Source organism: Pseudomonas sp. B7 (assembly GCF_016735645.1).
GTDB classification, from domain to species: Bacteria; Pseudomonadota; Gammaproteobacteria; order Pseudomonadales; family Pseudomonadaceae; genus Aquipseudomonas; species Aquipseudomonas glycinae.
This window is the reverse complement of record NZ_JAERRE010000001.1, coordinates 447,033-469,544: the sequence shown is the minus strand read 5'-3', so window position 1 is coordinate 469,544 and position 22,512 is coordinate 447,033. Positions and strand designations below refer to the sequence as shown.

Annotated in this window: 14 protein-coding genes; 9 read left to right on the top strand and 5 right to left on the bottom strand. The window is 59.3% G+C overall.

All coding sequences use genetic code 11. The features are described from left to right. Positions 1–29: 29 nt before the first annotated feature. The 4 genes from JKA62_RS02285 to JKA62_RS02270 all read right to left on the bottom strand — a co-directional run bounded on the left by JKA62_RS02285 (position 30) and on the right by JKA62_RS02270 (position 3,802). Positions 30–743: an HNH endonuclease gene (locus JKA62_RS02285; RefSeq protein ID WP_085654873.1), complete on the bottom strand. Its 714-nt coding sequence runs from the start codon at positions 741–743 to the stop codon at positions 30–32. Positions 744–857: 114 nt separating this feature from the next. Then, entirely contained in the window at positions 858–1,388 is a 531-nt protein-coding gene (locus JKA62_RS02280; RefSeq protein WP_011335543.1) for a BRO-N domain-containing protein, read from the bottom strand. Between the two features lie 347 nt (positions 1,389–1,735). Then, the gene (locus tag JKA62_RS02275) at positions 1,736–2,986 is read right to left on the bottom strand and encodes a ribonucleotide-diphosphate reductase subunit beta (RefSeq protein ID WP_007951068.1); all 1,251 of its coding nucleotides are present in this window, start codon (positions 2,984–2,986) and stop codon (positions 1,736–1,738) included. 555 nt (positions 2,987–3,541) lie between these two features. Continuing rightward, positions 3,542–3,802, bottom strand: coding sequence for a DUF2790 domain-containing protein (locus JKA62_RS02270; RefSeq protein WP_011335542.1), 261 nt, complete (start codon positions 3,800–3,802; stop codon positions 3,542–3,544). Positions 3,803–4,253: 451 nt separating this feature from the next. Between JKA62_RS02270 and acs the strand changes: the two genes are divergently transcribed. The 7 genes from acs to argR all read left to right on the top strand — a co-directional run bounded on the left by acs (position 4,254) and on the right by argR (position 12,023). Then, positions 4,254–6,209, top strand: coding sequence for an acetate--CoA ligase (acs, locus tag JKA62_RS02265; protein WP_007951065.1), 1,956 nt, complete (start codon positions 4,254–4,256; stop codon positions 6,207–6,209). A gap of 558 nt (positions 6,210–6,767) precedes the next feature. Continuing rightward, entirely contained in the window at positions 6,768–7,541 is a 774-nt protein-coding gene (locus tag JKA62_RS02260) for an ABC transporter substrate-binding protein (RefSeq protein ID WP_011335541.1), read from the top strand. A 91-nt stretch (positions 7,542–7,632) separates the two neighbouring features. Next, positions 7,633–8,322, top strand: coding sequence for an ABC transporter permease (locus tag JKA62_RS02255; protein ID WP_007951063.1), 690 nt, complete (start codon positions 7,633–7,635; stop codon positions 8,320–8,322). Further along, positions 8,319–9,017 (top strand): ABC transporter permease, encoded by a 699-nt coding sequence (locus JKA62_RS02250; RefSeq protein WP_011335540.1) that lies wholly within the window; start codon positions 8,319–8,321, stop codon positions 9,015–9,017. The genes JKA62_RS02255 and JKA62_RS02250 overlap by 4 nt, the downstream gene beginning before the upstream one ends. A 1-nt stretch (position 9,018) precedes the next feature. Further along, positions 9,019–10,143 (top strand): succinylglutamate desuccinylase/aspartoacylase family protein, encoded by a 1,125-nt coding sequence (locus tag JKA62_RS02245; RefSeq protein ID WP_011335539.1) that lies wholly within the window; start codon positions 9,019–9,021, stop codon positions 10,141–10,143. Between the two features lie 23 nt (positions 10,144–10,166). Further along, on the top strand, positions 10,167–10,931 hold the full coding sequence (locus JKA62_RS02240; RefSeq protein ID WP_003227281.1) for an ABC transporter ATP-binding protein: 765 nt from the start codon (positions 10,167–10,169) through the stop codon (positions 10,929–10,931). Between the two features lie 111 nt (positions 10,932–11,042). After that, the gene (argR, locus tag JKA62_RS02235) at positions 11,043–12,023 is read left to right on the top strand and encodes a transcriptional regulator ArgR (RefSeq protein ID WP_011335538.1); all 981 of its coding nucleotides are present in this window, start codon (positions 11,043–11,045) and stop codon (positions 12,021–12,023) included. A gap of 58 nt (positions 12,024–12,081) precedes the next feature. Here the strand turns inward: argR and JKA62_RS02230 are convergent, their stop codons facing one another. Continuing rightward, positions 12,082–19,824, bottom strand: coding sequence for a dermonecrotic toxin domain-containing protein (locus tag JKA62_RS02230; protein WP_201816021.1), 7,743 nt, complete (start codon positions 19,822–19,824; stop codon positions 12,082–12,084). A 308-nt stretch (positions 19,825–20,132) separates the two neighbouring features. On the opposite strand from JKA62_RS02230, the gene JKA62_RS02225 reads away from it, so the two are divergent. Then, positions 20,133–21,353 carry an aspartate aminotransferase family protein gene (locus tag JKA62_RS02225; protein ID WP_011335536.1) on the top strand — a complete coding sequence of 407 codons (1,221 nt, stop codon included), beginning with the start codon at positions 20,133–20,135 and terminating at the stop codon, positions 21,351–21,353. Positions 21,354–21,484: 131 nt separating this feature from the next. Beyond that, a complete protein-coding gene (gene aruF, locus JKA62_RS02220; RefSeq protein ID WP_064598807.1) occupies positions 21,485–22,504 on the top strand; it encodes an arginine/ornithine succinyltransferase subunit alpha in 1,020 nt (339 codons plus the stop codon). Positions 22,505–22,512 lie beyond the last annotated feature (8 nt).

The window sequence follows — 22,512 nt, the reverse complement described above, 5'->3', positions numbered from 1 at the left end:
TAACTGGCTGACTGCCAAATACCTTGTAGCTATTCAGCCTCTAACCCCTCGACGCTCCTATAAAACTTAGCAGTGAACTCTTCTTTGTCGCTCGAGTAATGGCAACGTCGATGGCAGTTCGGGCAGAGGGCTACTGCGTTGCTCGTACGGTCTGTCCCCCCGTTAACGAGATGTTTCAGATGATGAACTTCAAGAAAAGGTTTGCCATCAGCATCTTGGAATGGCGCTTTTTGGCCACACCCTTCGCAAATACCTTGAGAACGTTTCAGAACCCATTTTTTCACATTTAATTTGCGCGAAAGCCTAACTACCGTCGCGCTAGTCTGCTTCGGGTTGAGTACACCCGGGGGCGCATCATTCAATTCAGGTGCGGAAGGTTCGATCAGCCGGAATCGAGTCAGCTGAGTGCCTCTTCGTGAGCTGTTTCGTATCGCTTCCATGTCTTTTTTAGCCAGGATCTCTTTGATACGCGTAATGACACCGGAGCCGAGATTCTTCGCCGAAACATAGCCTGTAATTCTCGGCAGTCCCAATAAATCCATCACAGCAGAGATGTTCTGCATGCGGTACTCGACTGACGAGGCACTGCGTTTGCTCAGCGGGCCTTTTCGCAAGAGTCGATTCTCGTCCGCTTTATTGAATGGCTGATTTTGTTGTTCAAGAACCAGCATTTTTAGATAAGCGTCTACAGAAGCTTCTAGCTCCTCATCACTCCAGCCAGTTTTTTCTTTCGAAGTGTCCATACAGTCGCCGAGGGTTGAAAACCCTCGGACGATACTGAGTGGCCACCACAGCTGTCTACGAAAATTCCTACAGAAAATATCGACGGATCTTGCAAGGTCCTACGACCACCATCACTAGCCCATCGAATGCTTTGAAGCCTGAAACACCTGCACAACCTTTCTCCACCAAGGCTTCCCCGGTGTCCGTCGTTGCGTCTGATCGTTCAGCAGATAAGGCATATCCCGCAGTCGAATCCAGCCTTCATCCTGCCAATGAAGCAAGCTCAACGACATCTCCGGCCAATCCAACAAACTCAACATCGGTCGTTCCGAATGTCCTGAGTGCTCTGCATCGCGCAAGGCCGGCACCACTTGCAGAGTCAACCACTCTCGCAACAACCGGTTCCCCGGAACGTAGTGGTACACAAGCAGCGCATACACACCTGATTCGCTGAGCATCAATTGCTTTTCGGGTTGCCGAAAATACTCAATCCACAAAACGCGACGTTGATCCTTATCTAGCTTGTTGACCATGCGTTCGCACAGATGGAACCCCATCAAGCGGCCGACATCGCGGGCGCAGAACCACGTTTGGTTTTCGAGTAGAAGGGCGTGTAGTGCGAGGTTGTGACGGGAGAAGACTGTTACAGAAAAAGGATCGGGCATATCCATTACCTCTACGTTCAGAATTTTGGAGGGCCTGGCCCCAACGTAGAGTGGACTTAAGAAATCCCAACGAGCGAGGCAGCTCCACTGACGGCATATGCGTCTGTGTGACTGATCAAGCTTTCTACGTTGGGTGTTTCTTAGGCACCTGCAATTGAGCTTAGAGGTGCTTGCAGTTGGCTTCAATGCGAAGCGGCTGTAAGTGCTGTAGGAGATTGAGCGCTGCAATGTAGGGATGGAAAAGGACTACCAGCCGCCCATAAAAAAGCCCCGATCAAATCGGGGCTTTTTGCTTTCTCAATTCGACGACTCAAGCAGCAATCGTCAAATCGTGGCGAGCGAGACCATTAGTCCCAGCTAAGCGCACCACCAGTTTGGTATTCGATCACACGAGTCTCAAAGAAATTCTTCTCTTTCTTCAAGTCCATGATCTCGCTCATCCAAGGGAACGGGTTAGTCGTCCCTGGGTACTCTTCCTTCAAACCGATCTGCGACAGACGACGGTTAGCGATGAACTTCAGGTAGTCCTCCATCATCGCCGCGTTCATGCCCAGTACGCCGCGAGGCATGGTGTCACGCGCGTATTCGATTTCCAGCTGAGTGCCTTGCAGGATCATCTGCGAAGCTTCTTCCTTCATTTCAGCATCCCACAGGTGTGGGTTTTCGATTTTGATCTGGTTGATCACGTCGATGCCGAAGTTCAGGTGCATGGATTCGTCGCGCAGGATGTACTGGAACTGCTCGGCGACGCCGGTCATTTTGTTGCGGCGGCCCATGGAGAGGATCTGGGTGAAGCCGCAGTAGAAGAAGATGCCTTCCAGAACGCAGTAGTAGGCGATCAGGTTGCGCAGCAGTTCTTTGTCGGTCTCTACGGTGCCGGTGTTGAATTCCGGGTCGGAGATGGCGCGGGTGTATTTCAGGCCCCAGGCGGCTTTTTTCGCGACCGACGGGATCTCGTGGTACATGTTGAAGATCTCGCCTTCATCCATGCCCAGCGATTCGATGCAGTACTGGTAGGCGTGGGTGTGGATCGCCTCTTCGAAGGCCTGGCGCAGGATGTACTGGCGGCATTCCGGGTTGGTGATCAGGCGGTACACGGCCAGGGCCAGGTTGTTGGCAACCAGGGAGTCGGCGGTGGAGAAGAAGCCGAGGTTGCGCATCACGATGCGGCGCTCGTCGTCGGTCAGGCCTTCCGGGTTTTTCCAGAGGGCGATGTCGGCGGTCATGTTGACTTCTTGCGGCATCCAGTGGTTTGCGCAGCCGTCCAGGTATTTCTGCCAGGCCCAGTCGTACTTGAATGGCACGAGCTGGTTGAGGTCGGCGCGGCAGTTGATCATGCGCTTTTCGTCAACGGCGACACGGGCGGCGGAGCCTTCGAGTTCGGCGAGGCCTTCGGCGACGTCGAGGGAATCCAGTGCAGCCTTGGCGCGGGCCACGGCGGCCGAGTCTTCGGCGGTCACGGCGCGGGCTTCGAGGGCGGCGGCACCGCCGGCGCTGTCGAGGCGGTCCATGTTGGCTTCGCTAGCGTGGCCGGCGTTGGCGCCTTTCACTGCTGCTACTTCACTGTCTTCTTTGTCGAATTCGTCCCAGCTCAGCATGACGTGTCGTCTCCTGCGTGAGGGCCTGTGCCCGTGTGAAAACTGATTGGTTGGTTTTTCACACGGCCGTACAGGCCGCGTTGGATGTCGTTTTTTGCAGCGGTGCTACGCAGGCAATAAACAGAAAATTTTTACGGGTTTCCGAGAGCCTCTGACGGGCGCAGGTCAGCGTTGTCGCTGCTGCGGGGCTTCAGAATGGCTTTGATCCCTGTAAGGGAATATTGCTGACCCGATTAGGGCGGCATTATAGGGAAAAAAACACGGGCGTGGGGGAGGGCGAAACAGCGCAGGGCGGTCGAGCGCGCGGGTGATTTCGATCGGAGCGAGGGTTTACAGGGCTTTCGCCGGGATTGGCCCCGGAGAAAATTTTTTCATTAATTTTTTGGCGTGTGATTGATTGCTCAAAAAACGAGCAAAAAACCGCGTTTTTCACTATATCTTGTGTTTTGCAACCCTTTTGCGCCGCTTCAAACACAACTGAGCCCGACCGAAGCCGGGCTGGAATCGACCCTCGATGTTGCGCTGAGTGATCCGATTCGGTGCAGTCTCAACGCATCAATTGGTGCAGCCGTTACCCATGATGCTGTAACGCAGGATGTGACGCTGACCTTTGGAGTCGTCGTACTCCATTTTCGCCGGAACAACTTCGCAGACATTCGGAACTTCGCTCATCGATACAACTTTGGCGATGTCCAGGTGAGTGGAGTAAGTGTATTCCTCGATAGCCGGTTGTTGCTGTGCGACATCAGTCGGAACCTCGTCTGCCATGGCGGTTGCGCACAGACTGCTGAGGGCCAGAACCAATAAAGCTTTCATTTGAAATTTACCTTCTTGAGGTCGAGTGGGGTCACGCAACCTTTTTGGGGTTGCGTGTGGAACTTCATCGTTTGGTTTGTTACTTCAGAGCTGGATTAACGGCCTTCGTGGGGGCTGTAACCTTGTTAATCGCTTTGCCTTGTCGGCGAGGTGAATTTTAGGGAGGCGGGGCAGGGGTAAACAGACCCGGTTTTGATAAACACCTTTGGCAGATTTGGTAACAATCCGTGGAGAGCGTGTTGCCGGTGCTACGGCTTTCCCGGGAAAACGAGGCGTCTGAATCGCTGGCAAGCCAGCTCCCACAAGGGTTGCGGGGTTTGCTTCGGAAGTGGTTCGGGCATTTCAGGATGTTTTGTAGGGGCTTGTTACTACCATCGTCGAATGGTTCTATACGGGCGCCCCGGCTACAACAGGGTCATACAAAAACAACTATTACACCGAGGTAGGAAAGATGAGTGCGGCTTCCCTGTATCCCGTTCGTCCCGAGGTTCTGGCCAATACGCTGACCGATGAGGCGACCTACAAAGCCATGTACCAACAGTCGGTCGTCAACCCTGACGGCTTCTGGCGCGAACAAGCCAAGCGCCTCGACTGGATCAAGCCTTTCACCACGGTGAAACAGACTTCGTTCGACGATCACCATGTCGACATCAAGTGGTTTGCAGACGGCACCCTGAACGTTTCCTACAACTGCCTCGACCGCCATCTGGCCGAGCGCGGCGATCAGGTCGCCATCATCTGGGAAGGCGACGACCCTTCCGAAAGCCGCAACATCACCTACCGCGAGCTGCACGAACAAGTGTGCAAGCTCGCCAACGCCCTGCGTGGCCAGGACGTACACCGCGGCGACGTGGTGACCATTTATATGCCGATGATCCCCGAAGCCGTGGTCGCCATGCTGGCCTGCACCCGGATCGGCGCGATTCACTCGGTGGTGTTCGGCGGCTTCTCGCCGGAAGCCCTGGCCGGTCGCATCATCGACTGCCGCTCGAAAGTGGTGATCACCGCTGACGAAGGCATCCGTGCCGGCAAGAAGATTTCCCTCAAGGCCAACGTCGACGACGCCCTGACCAACCCGGAAACCAGCAGCATCCAGAAAGTCATCGTGTGCAAGCGCACCGGCGGCGACATCAAGTGGAACCAGCATCGTGACATCTGGTACGAAGACCTGATGAAAGTGGCGGGCACCGTTTGCGCGCCGAAAGAGATGGGCGCCGAAGAAGCACTGTTCATCCTTTATACCTCCGGCTCCACCGGCAAGCCGAAGGGCGTGCAGCACACCACCGGCGGCTATCTGTTGTACGCGGCCATGACTCACGAGCGCGTGTTCGACTACCGTCCGGGTGAAATCTACTGGTGCACCGCCGACGTCGGCTGGGTCACCGGTCACTCCTACATCGTCTACGGCCCGCTGGCCAACGGCGCGACCACGCTGCTCTTCGAAGGCGTGCCGAACTATCCGGACATCACCCGGGTGGCGAAGATCGTCGACAAGCACAAGGTCAACATCCTCTACACCGCACCGACCGCGATCCGCGCGATGATGGCTTCCGGCACCGCCGCTGTTGAAGGCGCGGACGGCAGCAGCCTGCGTCTGCTCGGTTCGGTGGGCGAGCCGATCAACCCGGAAGCCTGGGACTGGTACTACAAGAATGTCGGCAAGTCCCGTTGCCCGATCGTCGATACCTGGTGGCAGACCGAAACCGGCGGCAACATGATGAGCCCGCTGCCGGGCGCCCATGCGCTCAAGCCAGGTTCGGCCGCACGTCCGTTCTTCGGCGTGGTGCCGGCGCTGGTGGACAACCTCGGCAACATCATTGAGGGCGAGGCCGAAGGCAATCTGGTGATTCTCGATTCGTGGCCGGGTCAGGCGCGCACCTTGTACGGCGACCACGACCGTTTCGTCGACACCTACTTCAAGACCTTCCGTGGCATGTACTTCACCGGTGACGGCGCCCGTCGCGATGCCGACGGTTACTACTGGATCACCGGTCGCGTGGACGACGTGCTCAACGTCTCCGGCCACCGCATGGGTACTGCCGAGATCGAAAGCGCGATGGTCGCTCACCCGAAAGTCGCCGAAGCGGCGGTGGTCGGTGTGCCGCACGACATCAAGGGGCAGGGCATTTATGTCTATGTCACCCTGAAAAATGGCGAAGAGCCGAGCGAGCAACTGCGCCTGGAACTGAAAAACTGGGTGCGCAAGGAGATCGGGCCGATCGCTTCGCCGGACGTGATCCAGTGGGCGCCGGGGCTGCCGAAGACTCGTTCGGGCAAGATCATGCGCCGCATCCTGCGCAAGATCGCTACCGCCGAATACGAAGGGTTGGGCGACATCTCCACCCTGGCGGATCCGGGTGTGGTGCAGCATCTGATCGATACGCACAAGACCATGAACGTCGCGTAAGCGGCGGGTCTGAAGGCTGAAAAGCCCCGCCCGGCATTGTGCCGGGCGGGGCTTTTTGTTTTCCAATAATTATCGGTTTCGTCCGTCAGGCAATTCCCACTGTTACCCGTCCGCCTTCAAGTAACTGAATGTGTAACCGCCCGCTCCGCAACGGGGCGTCCGGAAACGCATTGCCCCGTTTTTGGGCCTCAAAACCCCCGGTGAAAAATAAGACACAACCCCGCGCTTGCCGGATTAGAAGGGTTTGCGAATAATAGGCCCGCAATTTGCAGCATAGATCGGTTCACTGTCTTTCGCTCTTGCATGAAATTGCAGGGCTGTCAATGTGCTCAAGCGGGTTTCTCAGTGCATCTGTAATTAGTTGTCGCATTGAAGAAATATCGGCTTCGGGCCTGTCGTTAGAATGCCGATCACTCGCTCGTCGTGGCTTGCGTTGAAGCCTTCGCGGTTTTGACTGGAATTGTCCCACGCACGCAGCAACCGATTTCGTTACACCCATTCGCATATTGGGCTGTCGCTCACTCTGCCGTTTTTGCCCTTTACCGATGGAGTCCCAAGATGAAGAAACTTGTGCTGCTTGGCGCCCTGGCACTGTCCGTGCTGTCCCTGCCGACATTCGCCGATGAAAAGCCTCTGAAAATCGGTATCGAAGCGGCTTACCCTCCATTCGCCTCCAAAGCGCCGGACGGCAGCATCGTCGGTTTCGACTACGACATCGGCAACGCGCTGTGCGAAGAGATGAAGGTCAAGTGCCAGTGGGTCGAGCAAGAGTTCGACGGTCTGATCCCGGCACTGAAAGTGCGCAAGATCGACGCGATCCTGTCGTCCATGTCGATCACTGACGACCGCAAGAAGTCCGTGGACTTCACCAACAAGTACTACAACACCCCGGCCCGCCTCGTGATGAAGGAAGGCACTCAGGTCAGCGAAGGTCTGGCTGAGCTCAAGGGCAAGAACATCGGCGTGCAACGTGGTTCGATCCACGAGCGTTTCGCCCGCGAAGTCCTGGCCCCGCTGGGTGCCGAGATCAAGCCTTATGGTTCGCAGAACGAAATCTACCTCGACGTGGCCGCCGGCCGCCTCGACGGCACCGTGGCGGACGCTACGCTGTTGAATGACGGCTTCCTGAAAACCGACGCCGGCAAAGGCTTCGCGTTCGTGGGTCCGGCGTTCACCGACGTCAAATACTTCGGCGACGGCGTAGGCATCGCGGTACGCAAGGGCGACGCCCTGAAAGACAAGATCAACACCGCCATCGCGGCCATCCGCGAGAACGGCAAGTACAAGGCAATCCAGGACAAGTACTTCGACTTCGACATTTACGGCAAGTAAAGACGTCGCTCGACCCGTCCGAAATGGCGCAAGCAACAGGATCTCTGCGGTTTGCGCCATTTTTTCATCCCAACTTTCGAGGACCTGAATCATGTTGAAAGGCTACGGGGCTGTCATCCTCGATGGCGCTTGGCTGACGCTTCAGCTCGCCTTGTCGTCCATGGCCCTGGCCATCGTTCTCGGGCTGATCGGCGTCGCGTTGCGCCTGTCGCCGGTGCGCTGGCTGGCGTGGCTGGGCGATCTGTATTCCACGGTGATTCGCGGGATTCCCGACCTGGTGCTGATCCTGCTGATCTTCTACGGCGGTCAGGACCTGCTCAACCGCGTTGCGCCTATGCTCGGCTATGACGACTACATCGACCTGAACCCGCTGGCCGCCGGTATCGGCACCCTCGGCTTCATCTTCGGTGCGTACCTGTCGGAAACCTTCCGCGGCGCGTTCATGGCGATCCCCAAAGGTCAGGCCGAGGCCGGCATGGCGTACGGCATGAGCAGCTTCCAGGTGTTCTTCCGGGTGCTGGTGCCGCAGATGATTCGTCTGGCGATTCCGGGCTTCACCAACAACTGGCTGGTGTTGACCAAGGCCACCGCGCTGATTTCCGTGGTCGGTCTGCAAGACATGATGTTCAAGGCCAAGCAGGCGGCCGACGCCACCCGCGAGCCTTTCACCTTCTTCCTCGCAGTGGCGGCGATGTACCTGGTGATCACCAGTGTCTCGTTGCTGGCGCTGCGTCACCTTGAGAAGCGCTACTCGGTAGGCGTAAGGGCGGCTGATCTATGATCTTCGACTACAACGTCATTTGGGAGGCCCTGCCGCTGTACTTCGGCGGTCTGGTCACGACCCTCAAGTTGCTCGCGCTGTCGCTGTTCTTCGGTCTGCTCGCGGCCCTGCCGCTGGGGCTGATGCGCGTATCCAAGAACGCTGTGGTCAATGGCGCAGCCTGGCTCTACACCTACGTGATTCGCGGCACGCCGATGCTGGTTCAACTGTTCCTGATCTACTACGGTCTGGCCCAGTTCGAAGCGGTGCGCGAGAGCTTCCTCTGGCCGTGGCTGTCCAGCGCAACGTTCTGTGCGTGCCTGGCGTTCGCGATCAACACCAGCGCCTACACCGCCGAAATCATCGCCGGCAGCCTCAAGGCCACGCCGAACGGCGAGATCGAAGCGGCCAAGGCCATGGGGATGTCGCGCGTCAAAATGTACAAGCGCATCCTGCTGCCATCGGCCCTGCGCCGGGCGCTGCCGCAGTACAGCAACGAAGTGATCATGATGCTGCAGACCACCAGTCTGGCGTCCATCGTGACCCTGATCGACATCACCGGCGCGGCCCGCACCGTCAACGCGCAGTTCTACCTGCCGTTCGAGGCGTACATCACCGCCGGCGTGTTCTACCTGTGCCTGACCTTCATTCTGGTGCGCCTGTTCAAGCTGGCCGAGCGTCGCTGGCTGAGCTACCTGGCCCCGAGGAAGCACTGATATGGAACGCATCGACCACGTTCTGCCGTGGAGCCACCTGGGCAGCGAGCGCCGGATTTCGGTGTTCAGCTTTGGAAATAGAGAGCGCAGTGGTGGGCGCAAGGCCTACATCCAGGCCAGCCTCCATGCTGACGAACTGCCCGGCATGCGCACCGCCTGGGAACTGAAAAAACGCCTCGGCGAACTCGAAGCCAAGGGCCTGCTCAACGGCGTCATCGAGCTGGTGCCGGTGGCCAACCCGCTGGGTCTTGGCCAGTTGCTGCAAGGCAACCACCAGGGCCGTTTCGAGGCCGGCAGCGGCAAGAATTTCAACCGTGATTTCGTCGAGCTCAGCGCCCCCGTGGCCGCCAGGCTGGAAGGACAACTCGGTGATGATCCGCACGCCAACATCCGTCTGATCCGTCAGGCGATGGCCGACCATCTGGCCGAATTGCCTGAAGCGAGTAGCCAGTTGCAAGGCATGCAGCGCATCCTGCTGCAACACGCCGCCACAGCCGATGTGGTGCTGGATCTGCATTGCGACTGCGAGGCCGCGCTGCACATGTACGCCTTGCCGCAGCACTGGCCGCAGTGGCGTTCGCTCGCTGCGCACCTGGACGTGAAGGTCGGCTTGCTGGCGGAAGATTCCGGCGGCAGCTCGTTCGACGAAGCCTGTTCGCTGCCGTGGCTGCGTCTGTCGCGTCTGTTCCCGGACGCGCAAATTCCACTGGCGTGCCTGGCAACCACCGTCGAACTCGGCGGTCAGGCTGACACCACGCCGGCGCAGGCCGAAGCCTGGGCTGAAGGCATTCTGGCGTTCCTCGCCGAGCAGGGCCTGATCCGTGGCGAGTGGCCGAGCGCGGCGCACGAACCATGCGAAGGCATGCCGTTCGAAGGCACCGAAATGCTCCTGCCGCCGCATCCCGGTGTGGTGAGTTTTCTGCGCAAGCCCGGCGAGTGGGTTGAAGCCGGTGACAAGATTTTCGAAGTGATCGATCCGCTGTCGGATCGGGTCAGCACGGTGTGTGCTGGTACGTCCGGGGTGCTGTTTGCCATTGAGCGGCTGCGTTACGCCCAACCCGGTTTCTGGCTGGCCAAAGTGGCGGGGCGCGATGCGCTGCGCGACGGCCCTTTGCTCAACGACTGACTGTTTTTGTGAGAACCGACCGCATGTACAAACTTGAAGTCCAAGACCTGCATAAACGCTATGGCAGTCACGAAGTGCTCAAGGGCGTTTCCCTGAAAGCGGCCGCCGGCGATGTGATCAGCATCATCGGCTCCAGTGGCTCCGGCAAAAGTACTTTCCTGCGCTGCATCAACCTGCTCGAGCAGCCGCACGCGGGCAAGATCCTGCTCAACAACGAAGAGCTGAAACTGGTGGCGAACAAGGACGGCGCGCTGAAAGCCGCTGATCCGAAACAGCTGCAGCGCATGCGTTCGCGCCTGTCGATGGTGTTCCAGCACTTCAACCTGTGGTCGCACATGACCGCGCTGGAAAACATCATGGAAGCGCCGGTTCACGTGTTGGGCGTGTCCAAGGCCGAAGCTCGCGAGAAAGCCGAGCACTACCTGAACAAGGTCGGCGTGGCTCATCGTAAGGATGCGTTCCCGGGGCACATGTCTGGTGGCGAACAACAGCGTGTGGCAATCGCCCGTGCGCTGGCGATGGAACCGGAAGTGATGCTGTTCGACGAGCCGACTTCGGCCCTCGACCCGGAACTGGTCGGCGACGTGCTGAAAGTCATGCAGGCCCTCGCTCAGGAAGGCCGGACCATGGTGGTGGTGACCCACGAAATGGGCTTCGCCCGTGAAGTGTCGAACCAGCTGGTGTTCCTGCACAAAGGTGTCGTCGAAGAAAGCGGTAACCCGCGTGAAGTGCTGGTCAATCCGCAATCGGAACGTTTGCAACAATTCCTCTCGGGCAGCCTCAAGTAATCGCTCCCGTTATGCACCAGATTAGGTCATGCTGCGCAGCGCGCCAGATGGTCTAATTTGGTTGCAGCCGATTTCGGTTTTTCCCTCTGTTTACGTTTCGGATCGCCCGCCATGACTGCCCATCGAATTGGTTTCCTGATTTGGCCCAGCACTAAAGCTCTGACTTTGGCGCTGGCAGAGGAGGCCTTGCGTGTTGCCCAGCGTGTGCATCCGGACGTGGTTTACGAGTTGTCCTTCCTGCAGGCCGAAGCACCGGCCGAGGGTGAATGGCAACTGCCCGGCGAACCCTGGGCCGGCAAGCTCGAAAACTTCCAGAAACTGTTCCTGCTCGCCGATGAGCCACCGACCACGTTGGCGCCGGCACTCAGCAGCGCACTCAAGCAACTGGTGCGCGCCGGTTGTGTGATCGGCGGTCTGTCGGCCGGTGTGTATCCGCTGGCGCAACTCGGTCTGCTCGACGGTTACCGCGCGGCGGTGCACTGGCGCTGGCAGGACGATTTCGCCGAACGCTTCCCGAAAGTCATCGCCACCAGCCATTTGTTCGACTGGGATCGAGATCGCCTGACCGCGTGCGGCGGCATGTCGGTGCTCGATCTGTTGCTGGCAGTTTTGGCTCGCGATCACGGTGCGGAACTGGCCGGTGCGGTCTCCGAAGAACTGGTGGTCGAGCGCATTCGCGAAGGCGGCGAGCGTCAGCGCATTCCGTTGCAGAACCGTCTCGGCTCCAGCCATCCAAAGCTCACCCAGGCGGTGCTGCTGATGGAAGCCAACATCGAAGAGCCGCTGACCACCGACGAAATCGCCCAGCACGTGTGCGTGTCCCGTCGGCAGCTGGAGCGGATCTTCAAGCAATACCTCAACCGCGTGCCGAGCCAGTACTACCTGGAACTGCGCCTGAACAAGGCCCGGCAGATGTTGATGCAGACCAGCAAGTCGATCATCCAGATCGGCCTGTCGTGCGGATTCTCGTCGGGGCCGCATTTCTCCAGCGCCTACCGCAACTTCTTCGGCGCCACGCCGCGGGAAGACCGCAACCAGCGGCGCAGCAGCAGTCCTTTCGAACTGTCGTCGGTGCCGCCAGAGCGCGGTTGACCGGTTAGCCCCTGCGCCATGGAGATCGACCCCATGGCGCTGGCGTTTCAGATGTCCTTCAATCTTCGATTTCGGCACTGGGGCGAGTTTGCACCTGTGGATGTTCCATGACGTCGTCAACGTTCAGGGTCATCCCCGTTTCCTGGTAGTAAGCCCGAATTCGCTGCATGGCCTGGGCGGAGAAGGGATTGCCGTACAGGTCGTAGCGATCGCCGACGTGGGCAGGCACCTCCATGAGTGCATCGGGCATTTCAGTGATTTCATTGCCCGACAGATCCACTTCCATCCAGTTGAAGTTCTCCAGTACACCCTTGGGGATTTCCCTGATGCCCGTGGTGCTCAGGTCCAGGTCGGTGAGGTTCTGCAAATTGCTGAGGTCAGGTGTCAGTCCGAGCGGGTTATTGTGCAGATGCAGCAGATCAAGTTGGTCCAGACTCGCCAGCCCGGCCACGTCCTGCGGCGATAACGTGAGATTGCAGGTCGGCAGGCTCAAGGTGGTGAGTCGCTTCATCCGGAACACGGCTTCGGGGATGGAGGGCAGGTCGTAACCTTGAATATCGACGCTTTCAAGGTGGGTAAAGGCCTCGAGGAATCGACCGATCCGCGGCGAGTGATTACTGGTGCTGACCAGATAGAGATCCGAAACGTGGCCGAAGTCGGCGGTCAGTGTTGGCAACTCCCCCATGATCGGCAGCCTGAACGCAAACTGGTGGTCACTGGCGTCTGCTCCTTCGACCGGGGTTTTGCGCCAGCAAGTCAGCAATGCTTCTCGCAATGCCGTTCTGATTTGCTCTTGCATCAGGCGCTGGTCCGGGGGGAGTGGCAGCCCGGTCACCGGATGATCGGGTATGTCGTTTTCCCAGGCGGCAAGATCACCCAGCAATTGCTCGAGTTCGGCTTCCCGGCGTGCCAGCTCGATCCGGCCATCGGCCAGTGTGCCTTCGAGGTGATAGATGAAATTACTGGCCTGTTTATCGCTCAGGGCCGGGTAGAGCGTCTGGACGCGTGCGATGTCCGACGGCTCGGCCAGCACGCCAAGGTCTTCCCCGGTTCGGCGGAAGTAATCCTTGATGCGCTCGCGGGTGGCCGCGTCCAGCGGATTGTCGCCCAGGTCAATGCCGTTGCTGGCGGAGGCAGGCAAATCGAAAAGCTCGGCGGGCAGTTCGGTCACGCGATTGCCGCTGAGGATGGCGGTTTCCAGCCAGGGAGGATCCAGCAAACTCGATGGCAGCCGGGTAATCCCGGTGTTCGACAGATCGAGAAATTCCAGTTCCGGCAGGCCGCGGATATCCGGCAGCCGGCCCAGCGGATTGCTGTAAAGATCGAGTCTGACCAGTTGCTTCAGTGACGCCAGCGTAGCGCTGCCCTTGTCATCCAGTACGACCCCGCAGTTGCTCAGCACCAGTTGCTGAAGATCCGGCATTGCGGTCAGTGCGGGTGGCACTTCGGTCAATGCCAGATCACGCAATTCGAGCGAGTCGAGGCCGGTGAACCCTCGCAGGAAGCCTGTGCCTGCCCGTAGCTGAGCATTGCCGGTGATCGATAGCGTTGTCACATGAGAAAAGTCGGCACTCAAGTCCGGCAGGTCACCGATGAAGGCCGGATTGAGGTTGAGCACCGTGCTTCGCCTCTCGGGGTGTTCGCGAGACCTTTCGCGCCAGAACGATTCGATCTCCTGTCGGAACATCCTGCGACTGGCATGCTCTGCGGATCGATCACTGGCGGTCAGCTCGATGCCGCTTGCCGGATAACGATCAGGGACGTCGGTCACCCATTTTTCGAGGTCGCCTTCAAGCTGCCGCAGTTCGGTCTCCCAGCGCTCGATCTGTAATCGACCGAAGTCGAGAGTTCCCGGCAGCAGGTACAGCACTCGATTGGCGTCATCATCGCTCAGGGATGGAAACAGCTCACGGATCCGCTCGAGGTCTTCTCGAGGCATTGAAACGCCGAAGTGCTGCCTGAACTGCTGGTAACAGAGCTTGATGCGTTCGCGCGTGGCGGATGACAACGGGTTGTCGGCGAGGCTGAGTTGCTTGGGTGGGCGGGCGGAAATATCGAAAAGGATGTCGGGCAGATCGCGGATCCGGTTGCGTTCGAGCATGGCGACGAGCAGTCGTGGATGACCGAGCAAACCGTCGGGCAGGCTCGAAATCCCGGTATCGATCATGCGCAGTTGCACCAGGGCTGGCAGCGCTTCGAGGGGCGGGTGGGCGCCCAGCGGGTTTCGGCTCAGATTCAAATACCGAAGATCTTCAAGAGACGACAGGGATGTGCGGCTTTGCGGGGTCAGCGTCAATCCACAATGCTCCAGAACCAGGCGCTGCAGTGAAGGCATGCGCATGGACGTCAGCGGGTTCTGGCCCAGGTTGAAATCGTGCAGTTCCAGGTGGCGCAAGGTGTTGAAGGGTTGCAGGAAACCGTCGACGTTGCCGAGAGCGTCATGCCCTGTGAGTGAGACTTCGCGGATGTGGCTGAAGTCGGTCGTCAGGGTGGGCAGTTCGCCGATGAATGTCACACGTGCTACCAGTGAATCGCCCCGCTGCCTGGGGTTTTCCGGCATTCGTGAGCGCCACAGGGTTTGCAACTGTTCGGCAAACGCTGTTCGTGCCGAATGTTCGGCGAGGAACTCCCGTGGTGAGAGGGGTTGATGGCTGAAAGGATGCTCGTGGGGCACTGCCATTTTCCATTGCGACAGATCGGCGGTGAGTTGCTCGAGCTCGGCTTTCCAGTGCCTGAGCTGGCGGCGTCCGTGTTCCAGGTCACCGGGTAACCCGTAAAACACCTCGCTGGCCTCTTCGCCGTCCAGGTCGGGAAACAGCGCCTGGGTGGCATCGATGTCAGCCTGTTTGGCGATCACGCCGAAATCCATGCCGGTGTCGCGCGAGTAACGTTTGATCCGTTCCAGTGTGTCGGCGGTCAACGGATTGCCGGAGAAATCGAATCCTGCGCTGGCTTCGGCGGGCAGGTCAAAGAGCGCCTCGGGCAACTCGCTGATCCGGTTATCACTGACAATGGCCGTTTTCAATCTCGGATGGCCGGCCAATCCGGGAGGAACATCGCTGATGCCTGTGCGAGAGAGGTCCAGATACATGAGCGCTGGCAGACTGCCTGCGTCGGGCGCACTGCCCAGCGGGTTGTTGGGCAGTTCGAGTGATTCAAGCTCGCGCATCCCCGCCAGTGCAAGCTGCAGCTCGCCAGTCAAGGTCACGCCGCAGTTGTTGAGAACCAGGGTATCGAGCACGGGCAGGGCCGCCAGGGACTGTGGCAGTTGTTCAAGTGCAAAGTCATGCAGGATCAGGCGTTTCAACCGGGGAAAGCTACGCAGAAAGGGTGAGGTGGCACGTATTTGTTTGTTCCCGTTGAGCGACAGTGCGGTGATGTGGCTGAAATCCGCCGACAGCTTCGGCATGTCACCGATGAAATTGGCTTGCGCCGATAACACATCCGCTCTCGTCAGCGGATGTGCCGACGAGCGGTGACGCCACAGCCGCTCAATTCTTCCGGCGAAAACTTCTCGCTCATAAAACTGATTGAAATGTTCGTTGGGGGTCAGCATTTCACCCGTGGACGGATCACGATTGGGTGTGTCCCGCGCCCATGTGGCCAGCTCGCTGGTCAGCCGGGTTATTTCGCTCTCCCAGCGATCCAGTTGAAGCCGACCCTGTAACAGCGAGCCGGGCAGGCTGTAAATCAGTTCGCTGGATTGACGGTCATTCAGGTCGGGAAACAGTGCCTTGATCCGGTTTATATCCGTTTGCTCGGGACGAACGCCCAGATCGCTGCCGGTCCGGTTGAAGTAGATCTTCACGTTTTCACGGGTCGCAGCAGAAAGCGGGTTGCCGAAAAAATCGTACCCTGCGGTGGAAGCAGCCGGCTGTTCGAACAAGGCATCGGGCAGTGTGGTGATCTGGTTATCGGTAAGCCATGCGCTGGTCAGGCGTGGGTGATCCAGGACGCCGCTGGGGATTTCGGAGAGGCCGGTACTGGAAAGGTTCAGATGCGTCAGGTTCGGCATGAAGGTGAAGTCGAACGTCGCGCCCAGTGGATTGCCTTCCAGATCCAGCGCGGTCAGCCCGTTGAGGCTCGACATGATCGACCGGTTTTCCGGTGTCAGGACGACGCCACAGTTTTGCAGTGTCAGCTGTTTCAGACCTGCGAGCGTTGTCAGGCGCGGCGGCAGATTGTGCAGGTCGAAGTCGCGCAGGTCCATGCGTACAAGTCCCGAAAAACTTTCGAGGAAGTGGTCAAGGGCACCGGGCTCGCCGCTGCCGATCAGTTCCAGATTGTCGACGTGGGAAAAGTCGGCCGTCAGGGCAGGAAGGTCACCCACGATCGGCTGTGAAAAACGCATCTGGTAACCATGCGGGCCATGCATCTCTCTGCGCCAGCAACTACGCAGGTCGTTGGCGAACGTCTGGCGATCACGGATGGCGGCCATCTGTTGGTCATCCGTTCGACGGAGGCCATCAGCCGGGTTGATCTCCGGTAGGTCGAACAGCCATTGATTGAGATCGCTGTCGAGTTGCGCGTATTCCAGTTGAAGCCGGGACAGTTCGGCGATCGCGCCGTTCGGATGGTTGGCCAGGCGCTGCGCCATGGCGATTCGTTCGACTTCAGGCATTCTCGGGTAGATCTGCCTGATCCGGTTGTCCAGCGTGCGAGGTGCTCGCAGCGCCGGTGGCGGGTTGCGTGAGTAACCGTCCGTGCCCAGCAACCGCAAGGTATCCATGACGGGGGGCGGCACGGGGTCGGGCGTGATCGCCAGCCGCAGTTCGGTACGTGGCAGCGGATTGTCAATGATGGCTTGTCTGAGTTTTTCCCCCTCGCCGATCTGCAGGTTCAAGGCGTTTCTTTGCGCGTCCGGCAGGGCTTGCAGGACGGCAGTGTAGAAATCGGTGGAGCCGTGCAGTTGCAGTCCCTGCTCGTCGTACGGCTGCCAGAGCCCATCGGATTTGCGTACCAGCACCTTCTGAATGGCGGCATCGACCGGGCCGGTGCTGTCGATCAGCTGTCCCTGGGGATCTTGACCGCGCACTTCAAGGCGTACGTCTGCGGACCAGCCTGGCAATCGTTGCAGGCTGTGCAGCGCCAGCGTATCGGTATCAGGATTGCGCACAGAATCCAGCAACAACCCTTCGAAGGCGCGAGTGACGCGCAGTTCCTGCCTGGCATGTTCTGCCAGCGCCTGTTGCCGTTCGGGCCATTGTCCTTTGCTGATCATCACCAGTTCCGAACCGGTGGCCGTGTTCAGCAACTCTTCAGTCACCCTGGCAGGCAGCTGCGGCTCATGCAGGGCCGCACGCCTGATCAAGGGCTCGTCGCGCTGTTGGAGCGCCTGGTAGCGTTGCTCGAAAAGCGAAGTGCGCTGCTCTCGGGCGATCTGCGCCAGTCTGGCTCTGAGCTTGCGCGTGCGCGCTTCGATAGCGTGCATCTCTGCGAAATCCTCTCCCAGCAGCGTATTGATTTCCGGCTCGCTGAGCGTTTGCAGCAGCGTCTTGAGGACGTCGCCATCGGAGAGGCTGTCCTGTCGAATCTCAGTCATAGGAAGCTGTTCGTCGGCAGAGGATTGCCATGCAATCTCACCTTGAGCGTTGATGAAACGCAATGTCTTGCGCTGCGGCCAGGGCGTTTGCTCTGCGATAAGCCGGAGCTGGAGCAGCGGATCCGCACCTGAATAATCCTCGGGGCGGTCGCTGGCCATCCGGTCGATGAAGTCCTGCAGGTCCTGATCAATCCGGCAGCGCTGAATGCTGTCAGCCAGCAGGGGGGGCAAGCGCTCCTGGTTGACGTGCATTTTGCGCAGTGCGTCTTGCGAATAACCGCTGACCTTGAGGATCTGCTCACGTCGCACCGCAGGGAACGACTCGACGCTGTGACCGATCCGTTGCAATACGGTAGGGGCGTCCCATTCAAGCGGTCGTTCAAGCTCGGTATGAAAGGCGCCTTCGCCGTTATGGCGCACGATGGGACGGTAGGCATCTGCCCGTGCGGGGTGTTCGATGTAGAGTTTGCCGGGATGTTCATGCGGACTGACGAGGTAATGCGTCTGCTCGAGTGGCAGCAGGCTTTCGCCCTGATAGTGATGCAGGCCCTGGCGGTCGGGCCCGGTCCCTTCGGGTGGCTTGACCTGGCGCTCGTAAGGTTTCAGATCCGGTTTCCAGTAGAGGGTTTTGCCATTGCGCAGTTTGACGGGCTGGAACCGGTCAATGAATGACATGACTTCTGCCGGCAGTATTTTTGGAAGTTCTGCCAGGGCAATCCCGCCACCGAGGGCGAAGGCTCCCAGCTGAATCAATGATTCCAATGCGGTGAAAAAATGCTCGGCGGCCTCTGTAATCTGCCCTTCGGCCCAGTCGACAATCCACTCGAAGGCTTCGTCGAGAAATTGGTAGGCCATGTAGGCCATCATGATTTCTCCGAGAAACGGTACGAACGGCATCAGGACGAAGGAGGCGATCTCGAGAATCGATGACGCCACGTTGACGAAGGAGTCCCAGAGCGCCCAGCGGGCGTTAGCGTCCGTCGTGGCCGTTGATACGGCGATAGTCGCTGCGTCATTGAGGATCTTGTTCAGCTTGCCCTGGTAGAGGTGTTCCCATAGTTCTGTGGTGATGGGCGTGACGGCAAGTTGCAGTTTCGGCTTGTTTACAGGGGTGTCTCGCCAGGCAGGCAGCGGGCTTCCCGCCTCAGGCTTGTGCCATGTCACCTTGCTCAGTCGCCGGTTCAGTTCGCTGAAGAAATGACCACGTTGTTCATGGAGTACGAAACGGCTGAAGAAATGCTGATAGTCGGGGGCGCGCAATTGGCGGGTCAGTTCCTTCTCCATTTCGACGGGCGAGGCGTATTCCTTGATGGGGTGCTCGGGATCATCGGGTATGTAAGCAACCACCCGGGTCGAGGCCCTGGCCTGTTCCAGATCCGGGGTGAATATCACGATGCCGGTCAGTGTGGCCGACATCATCGTCAAGTCGTGACAGCGCAGCGGTTGGCGGTCGATCCGCATGCCTTCCAGACCATCGAGCAAGCCACCGATCAGTCGAAAATATAACTCTCCGATGTCCTGGTTCATCCGTGCCAGTTGGAGGGCGGCCCTCAGTGCGGCTTTCTGACTGTCCTTGACCTCGCGGGATAACACCGCGGCGGCGACCGGACTGGTGAAACCGAGGCTGTCTTCAAGGTAGTTTTTGTAGCGGGCGCCGATGTCCAGCTCCCGGCAAAGGCTGGTGAAGGCCGGGATAGTGATTTTGCCGTTGACCTGCGGCAGCGGCTCGAACTGCCCTGTCGCAGTCGGTCTGGAAATAAAGGACGAGCCACTTTCGTAAGCCCCTTGCCGTGTTTCCTTCTCTTCGAAATTGTGCAGCGCCGCCTCTACCAGCGATACGGTCCAGACCCGGGCGCCGGTTTTGATCGCAAAGCCGGACACGGTCACCGGTATGTAGAGGCGCAGGAAGGTTTCCTTGACATCCACTTCCACGCCGAACCGGGACTTCAACGCTTGCGCAAGCAGCGGTGTTGCAAACGCGCTGGCGTCCTGCACGCGTTCGAGCCTCTGATCCACGGTGTTCTGAGCTGACATGTGGTTGGCGATCGCGGCTCTCAATTCGTCGTGATCCGCCTGCGGTGCAGTCTTGAGGGTGTCGGGAAGTGTCTTGCGATTGTTCTTCAGTGCCTCGCGCCTTTTGTCCGAGGCATTGCCCAGCCATGAGGGCATGGCGTTGACGAGCGGTTGATAATGAGAGGGCGGGTTGTGTCGGTCGTCGGTGTCGGCCGTGGCGCTGGCCCGATTGATCGGAGATTGCATGGTGATCCTGCCTTCGGCATCCGGAAAAGGAGCCCAGCAAATCAAATTGCTTTCGACAAAGTGCGGTACATAGATATGACATTGGCGGCTGCCGCAATTGATATCCTCTCAGGCCTGCTGCAATTGCTGGCGACGGTTTAAACTGCGCCTTTGCGACGCTATATGTCGCATTGCCGTAAACCCGGGAAAATCCGGGGTTTGCGCTATAAGAAGTTGTCGCTTGGCGGCAAGGCCGGGCACAAAACTGTCCTTACAATCCCCCCATCGCTCGCCAGTTTCAGGCGGGTGGCCCTCATCAGGAGACTCCGATGTCCGTTGAGCACGCTGCGGTACAACGCGCCGATTTCGACCAGGTTATGGTTCCCAACTACGCGCCTGCCGCTTTCATTCCGGTGCGTGGCGCCGGGTCCCGCGTCTGGGATCAGGCCGGCCGCGAGCTGATCGACTTCGCCGGCGGCATCGCCGTCAACGTATTGGGCCATGCGCACCCGGCGCTGGTCGGTGCCTTGACCGAGCAAGCGAACAAGCTGTGGCACGTGTCCAACGTGTTCACCAACGAACCGGCCCTGCGCCTGGCGCACAAGCTGATCGACGCCACCTTTGCCGAGCGCGTGTTCTTCTGCAACTCCGGCGCCGAAGCCAACGAGGCCGCCTTCAAGCTGGCCCGTCGTGTCGCGTTCGACCGTTTCGGCACCGAGAAATACGAAATCATCGCCGCGCTCAACAGCTTCCACGGCCGTACTCTGTTCACCGTGAACGTTGGTGGCCAGTCGAAGTACTCCGACGGTTTCGGTCCGAAAATCACCGGCATCACCCACGTACCGTACAACGATCTGGCGGCGCTGAAAGCCGCTGTTTCGGACAAGACCTGCGCGGTCGTTCTGGAACCGATCCAGGGCGAGGGCGGCGTGCTGCCGGCCGAGCTGGCTTACCTGCAAGGCGCCCGTGAATTGTGCGACGCCAACAACGCGCTGCTGGTGTTCGACGAAGTGCAGACTGGCATGGGCCGTACCGGCAACCTGTTCGCCTACCAGCATTACGGCGTGACCCCGGACATCCTGACCAGCGCCAAGAGCCTGGGCGGCGGTTTCCCGATCGCGGCGATGCTGACCACCGAAGCGCTGGCCAAGCATCTGGTCGTCGGCACTCACGGCACCACTTATGGCGGCAACCCGCTGGCGTGTGCCGTGGCCGAAGCGGTGATCGACGTGATCAACACCCCTGAGGTGCTGAACGGCGTCCATGCCAAGCACGACAAGTTCAAGACCCGCCTGCAACAGATCGGTGAGAAGTACGGCCTGTTCACCCAGGTGCGTGGTCTCGGTCTGCTGATCGGTTGCGTGCTGAGCGACGCCTGGAAAGGCAAGGCCAAGGACATCTTCAACGCCGCTGAACAAGAAGGCCTGATGATTCTGCAGGCGGGTCCGGACGTGATCCGTTTCGCCCCGAGCCTGGTGGTGGAAGACGCAGACATCGACGCCGGTCTGGATCGTTTCGAGCGTGCTGCGGCGAAATTGACCCAAGCCTGATTCATGCAAGACCGCCCGGCGTCTGTCGTCATCGACAGGTGCCGGGACCATTTTCCTGTGCCGGGCCTGCCCGGCATTTTTTTCCCGAGTCGGCGCTTTCGCCGACCTGAAGTAGAGAAAGGAGTGACACCATGCTGGTGATGCGCCCCGCGCAAATGGCTGATCTGGGCGAGGTACAGCGTCTGGCTGCGGACAGCCCGATTGGTGTCACTTCCTTGCCGGATGACGTTGAACGCCTGAGCGACAAAATCGCTGCGAGCGAAGCCTCGTTTGCCGCCGAAGTGAGCTTCAACGGCGAAGAAAGTTACTTCTTCGTCCTCGAAGACACCGCCACCGGCAAGCTGGTGGGCTGCTCGGCGATCGTCGCGTCGGCCGGTTACTCCGAGCCGTTCTACAGCTTTCGCAACGAGACCTTCGTGCACGCCTCCCGCGAGCTGAAGATCCACAACAAGATCCACGTGCTCTCGCAATGCCACGACCTGACCGGCAACAGCTTGCTGACCAGTTTCTACGTGCAGCGCGAGCTGGTGGGGTCGCCGTGGGCCGAGCTCAACTCCCGTGGCCGTCTGCTGTTCGTCGCCAGCCATCCGGAGCGGTTCGCCGATTCAGTGGTAACCGAGATCGTCGGCTATAGCGATGAAAACGGCGACTCGCCATTCTGGGACGCCATCGGTCGCAACTTCTTCGATTTGAACTACGCCGAGGCCGAACGTCTGTGTGGCCTGAAAAGCCGGACGTTCCTCGCCGAGCTGATGCCGCATTACCCGATCTACGTGCCGCTGCTGCCGGACTCCGCTCAGGAAGCGATGGGCCAGGTACACCCGCGTGCGCAGATCACCTTCGACATCCTGATGCGCGAAGGCTTCGAGACCGATCACTACATCGACATCTTCGACGGTGGCCCGACCCTGCATGCGCGTGTCTCGGGGATCCGTTCGATCGCCCAGAGCCGTGTGGTGCCGGTGAAGCTCGGCGAGCCGGTCAAAGGTGCCGGTCGCCAGTATCTGGTGGCCAACGCCCAGTTGCAGGATTACCGCGCGGTATTGCTCGAGCTGGATTACGCGCCGGGCAAACCGGTGACCCTGGATCTGGAAGCGGCCGAAGCCCTGGGCGTCGGTGAAGGTGCCAGCGTGCGCCTGGTGGCGGTTTAACGCCTTAG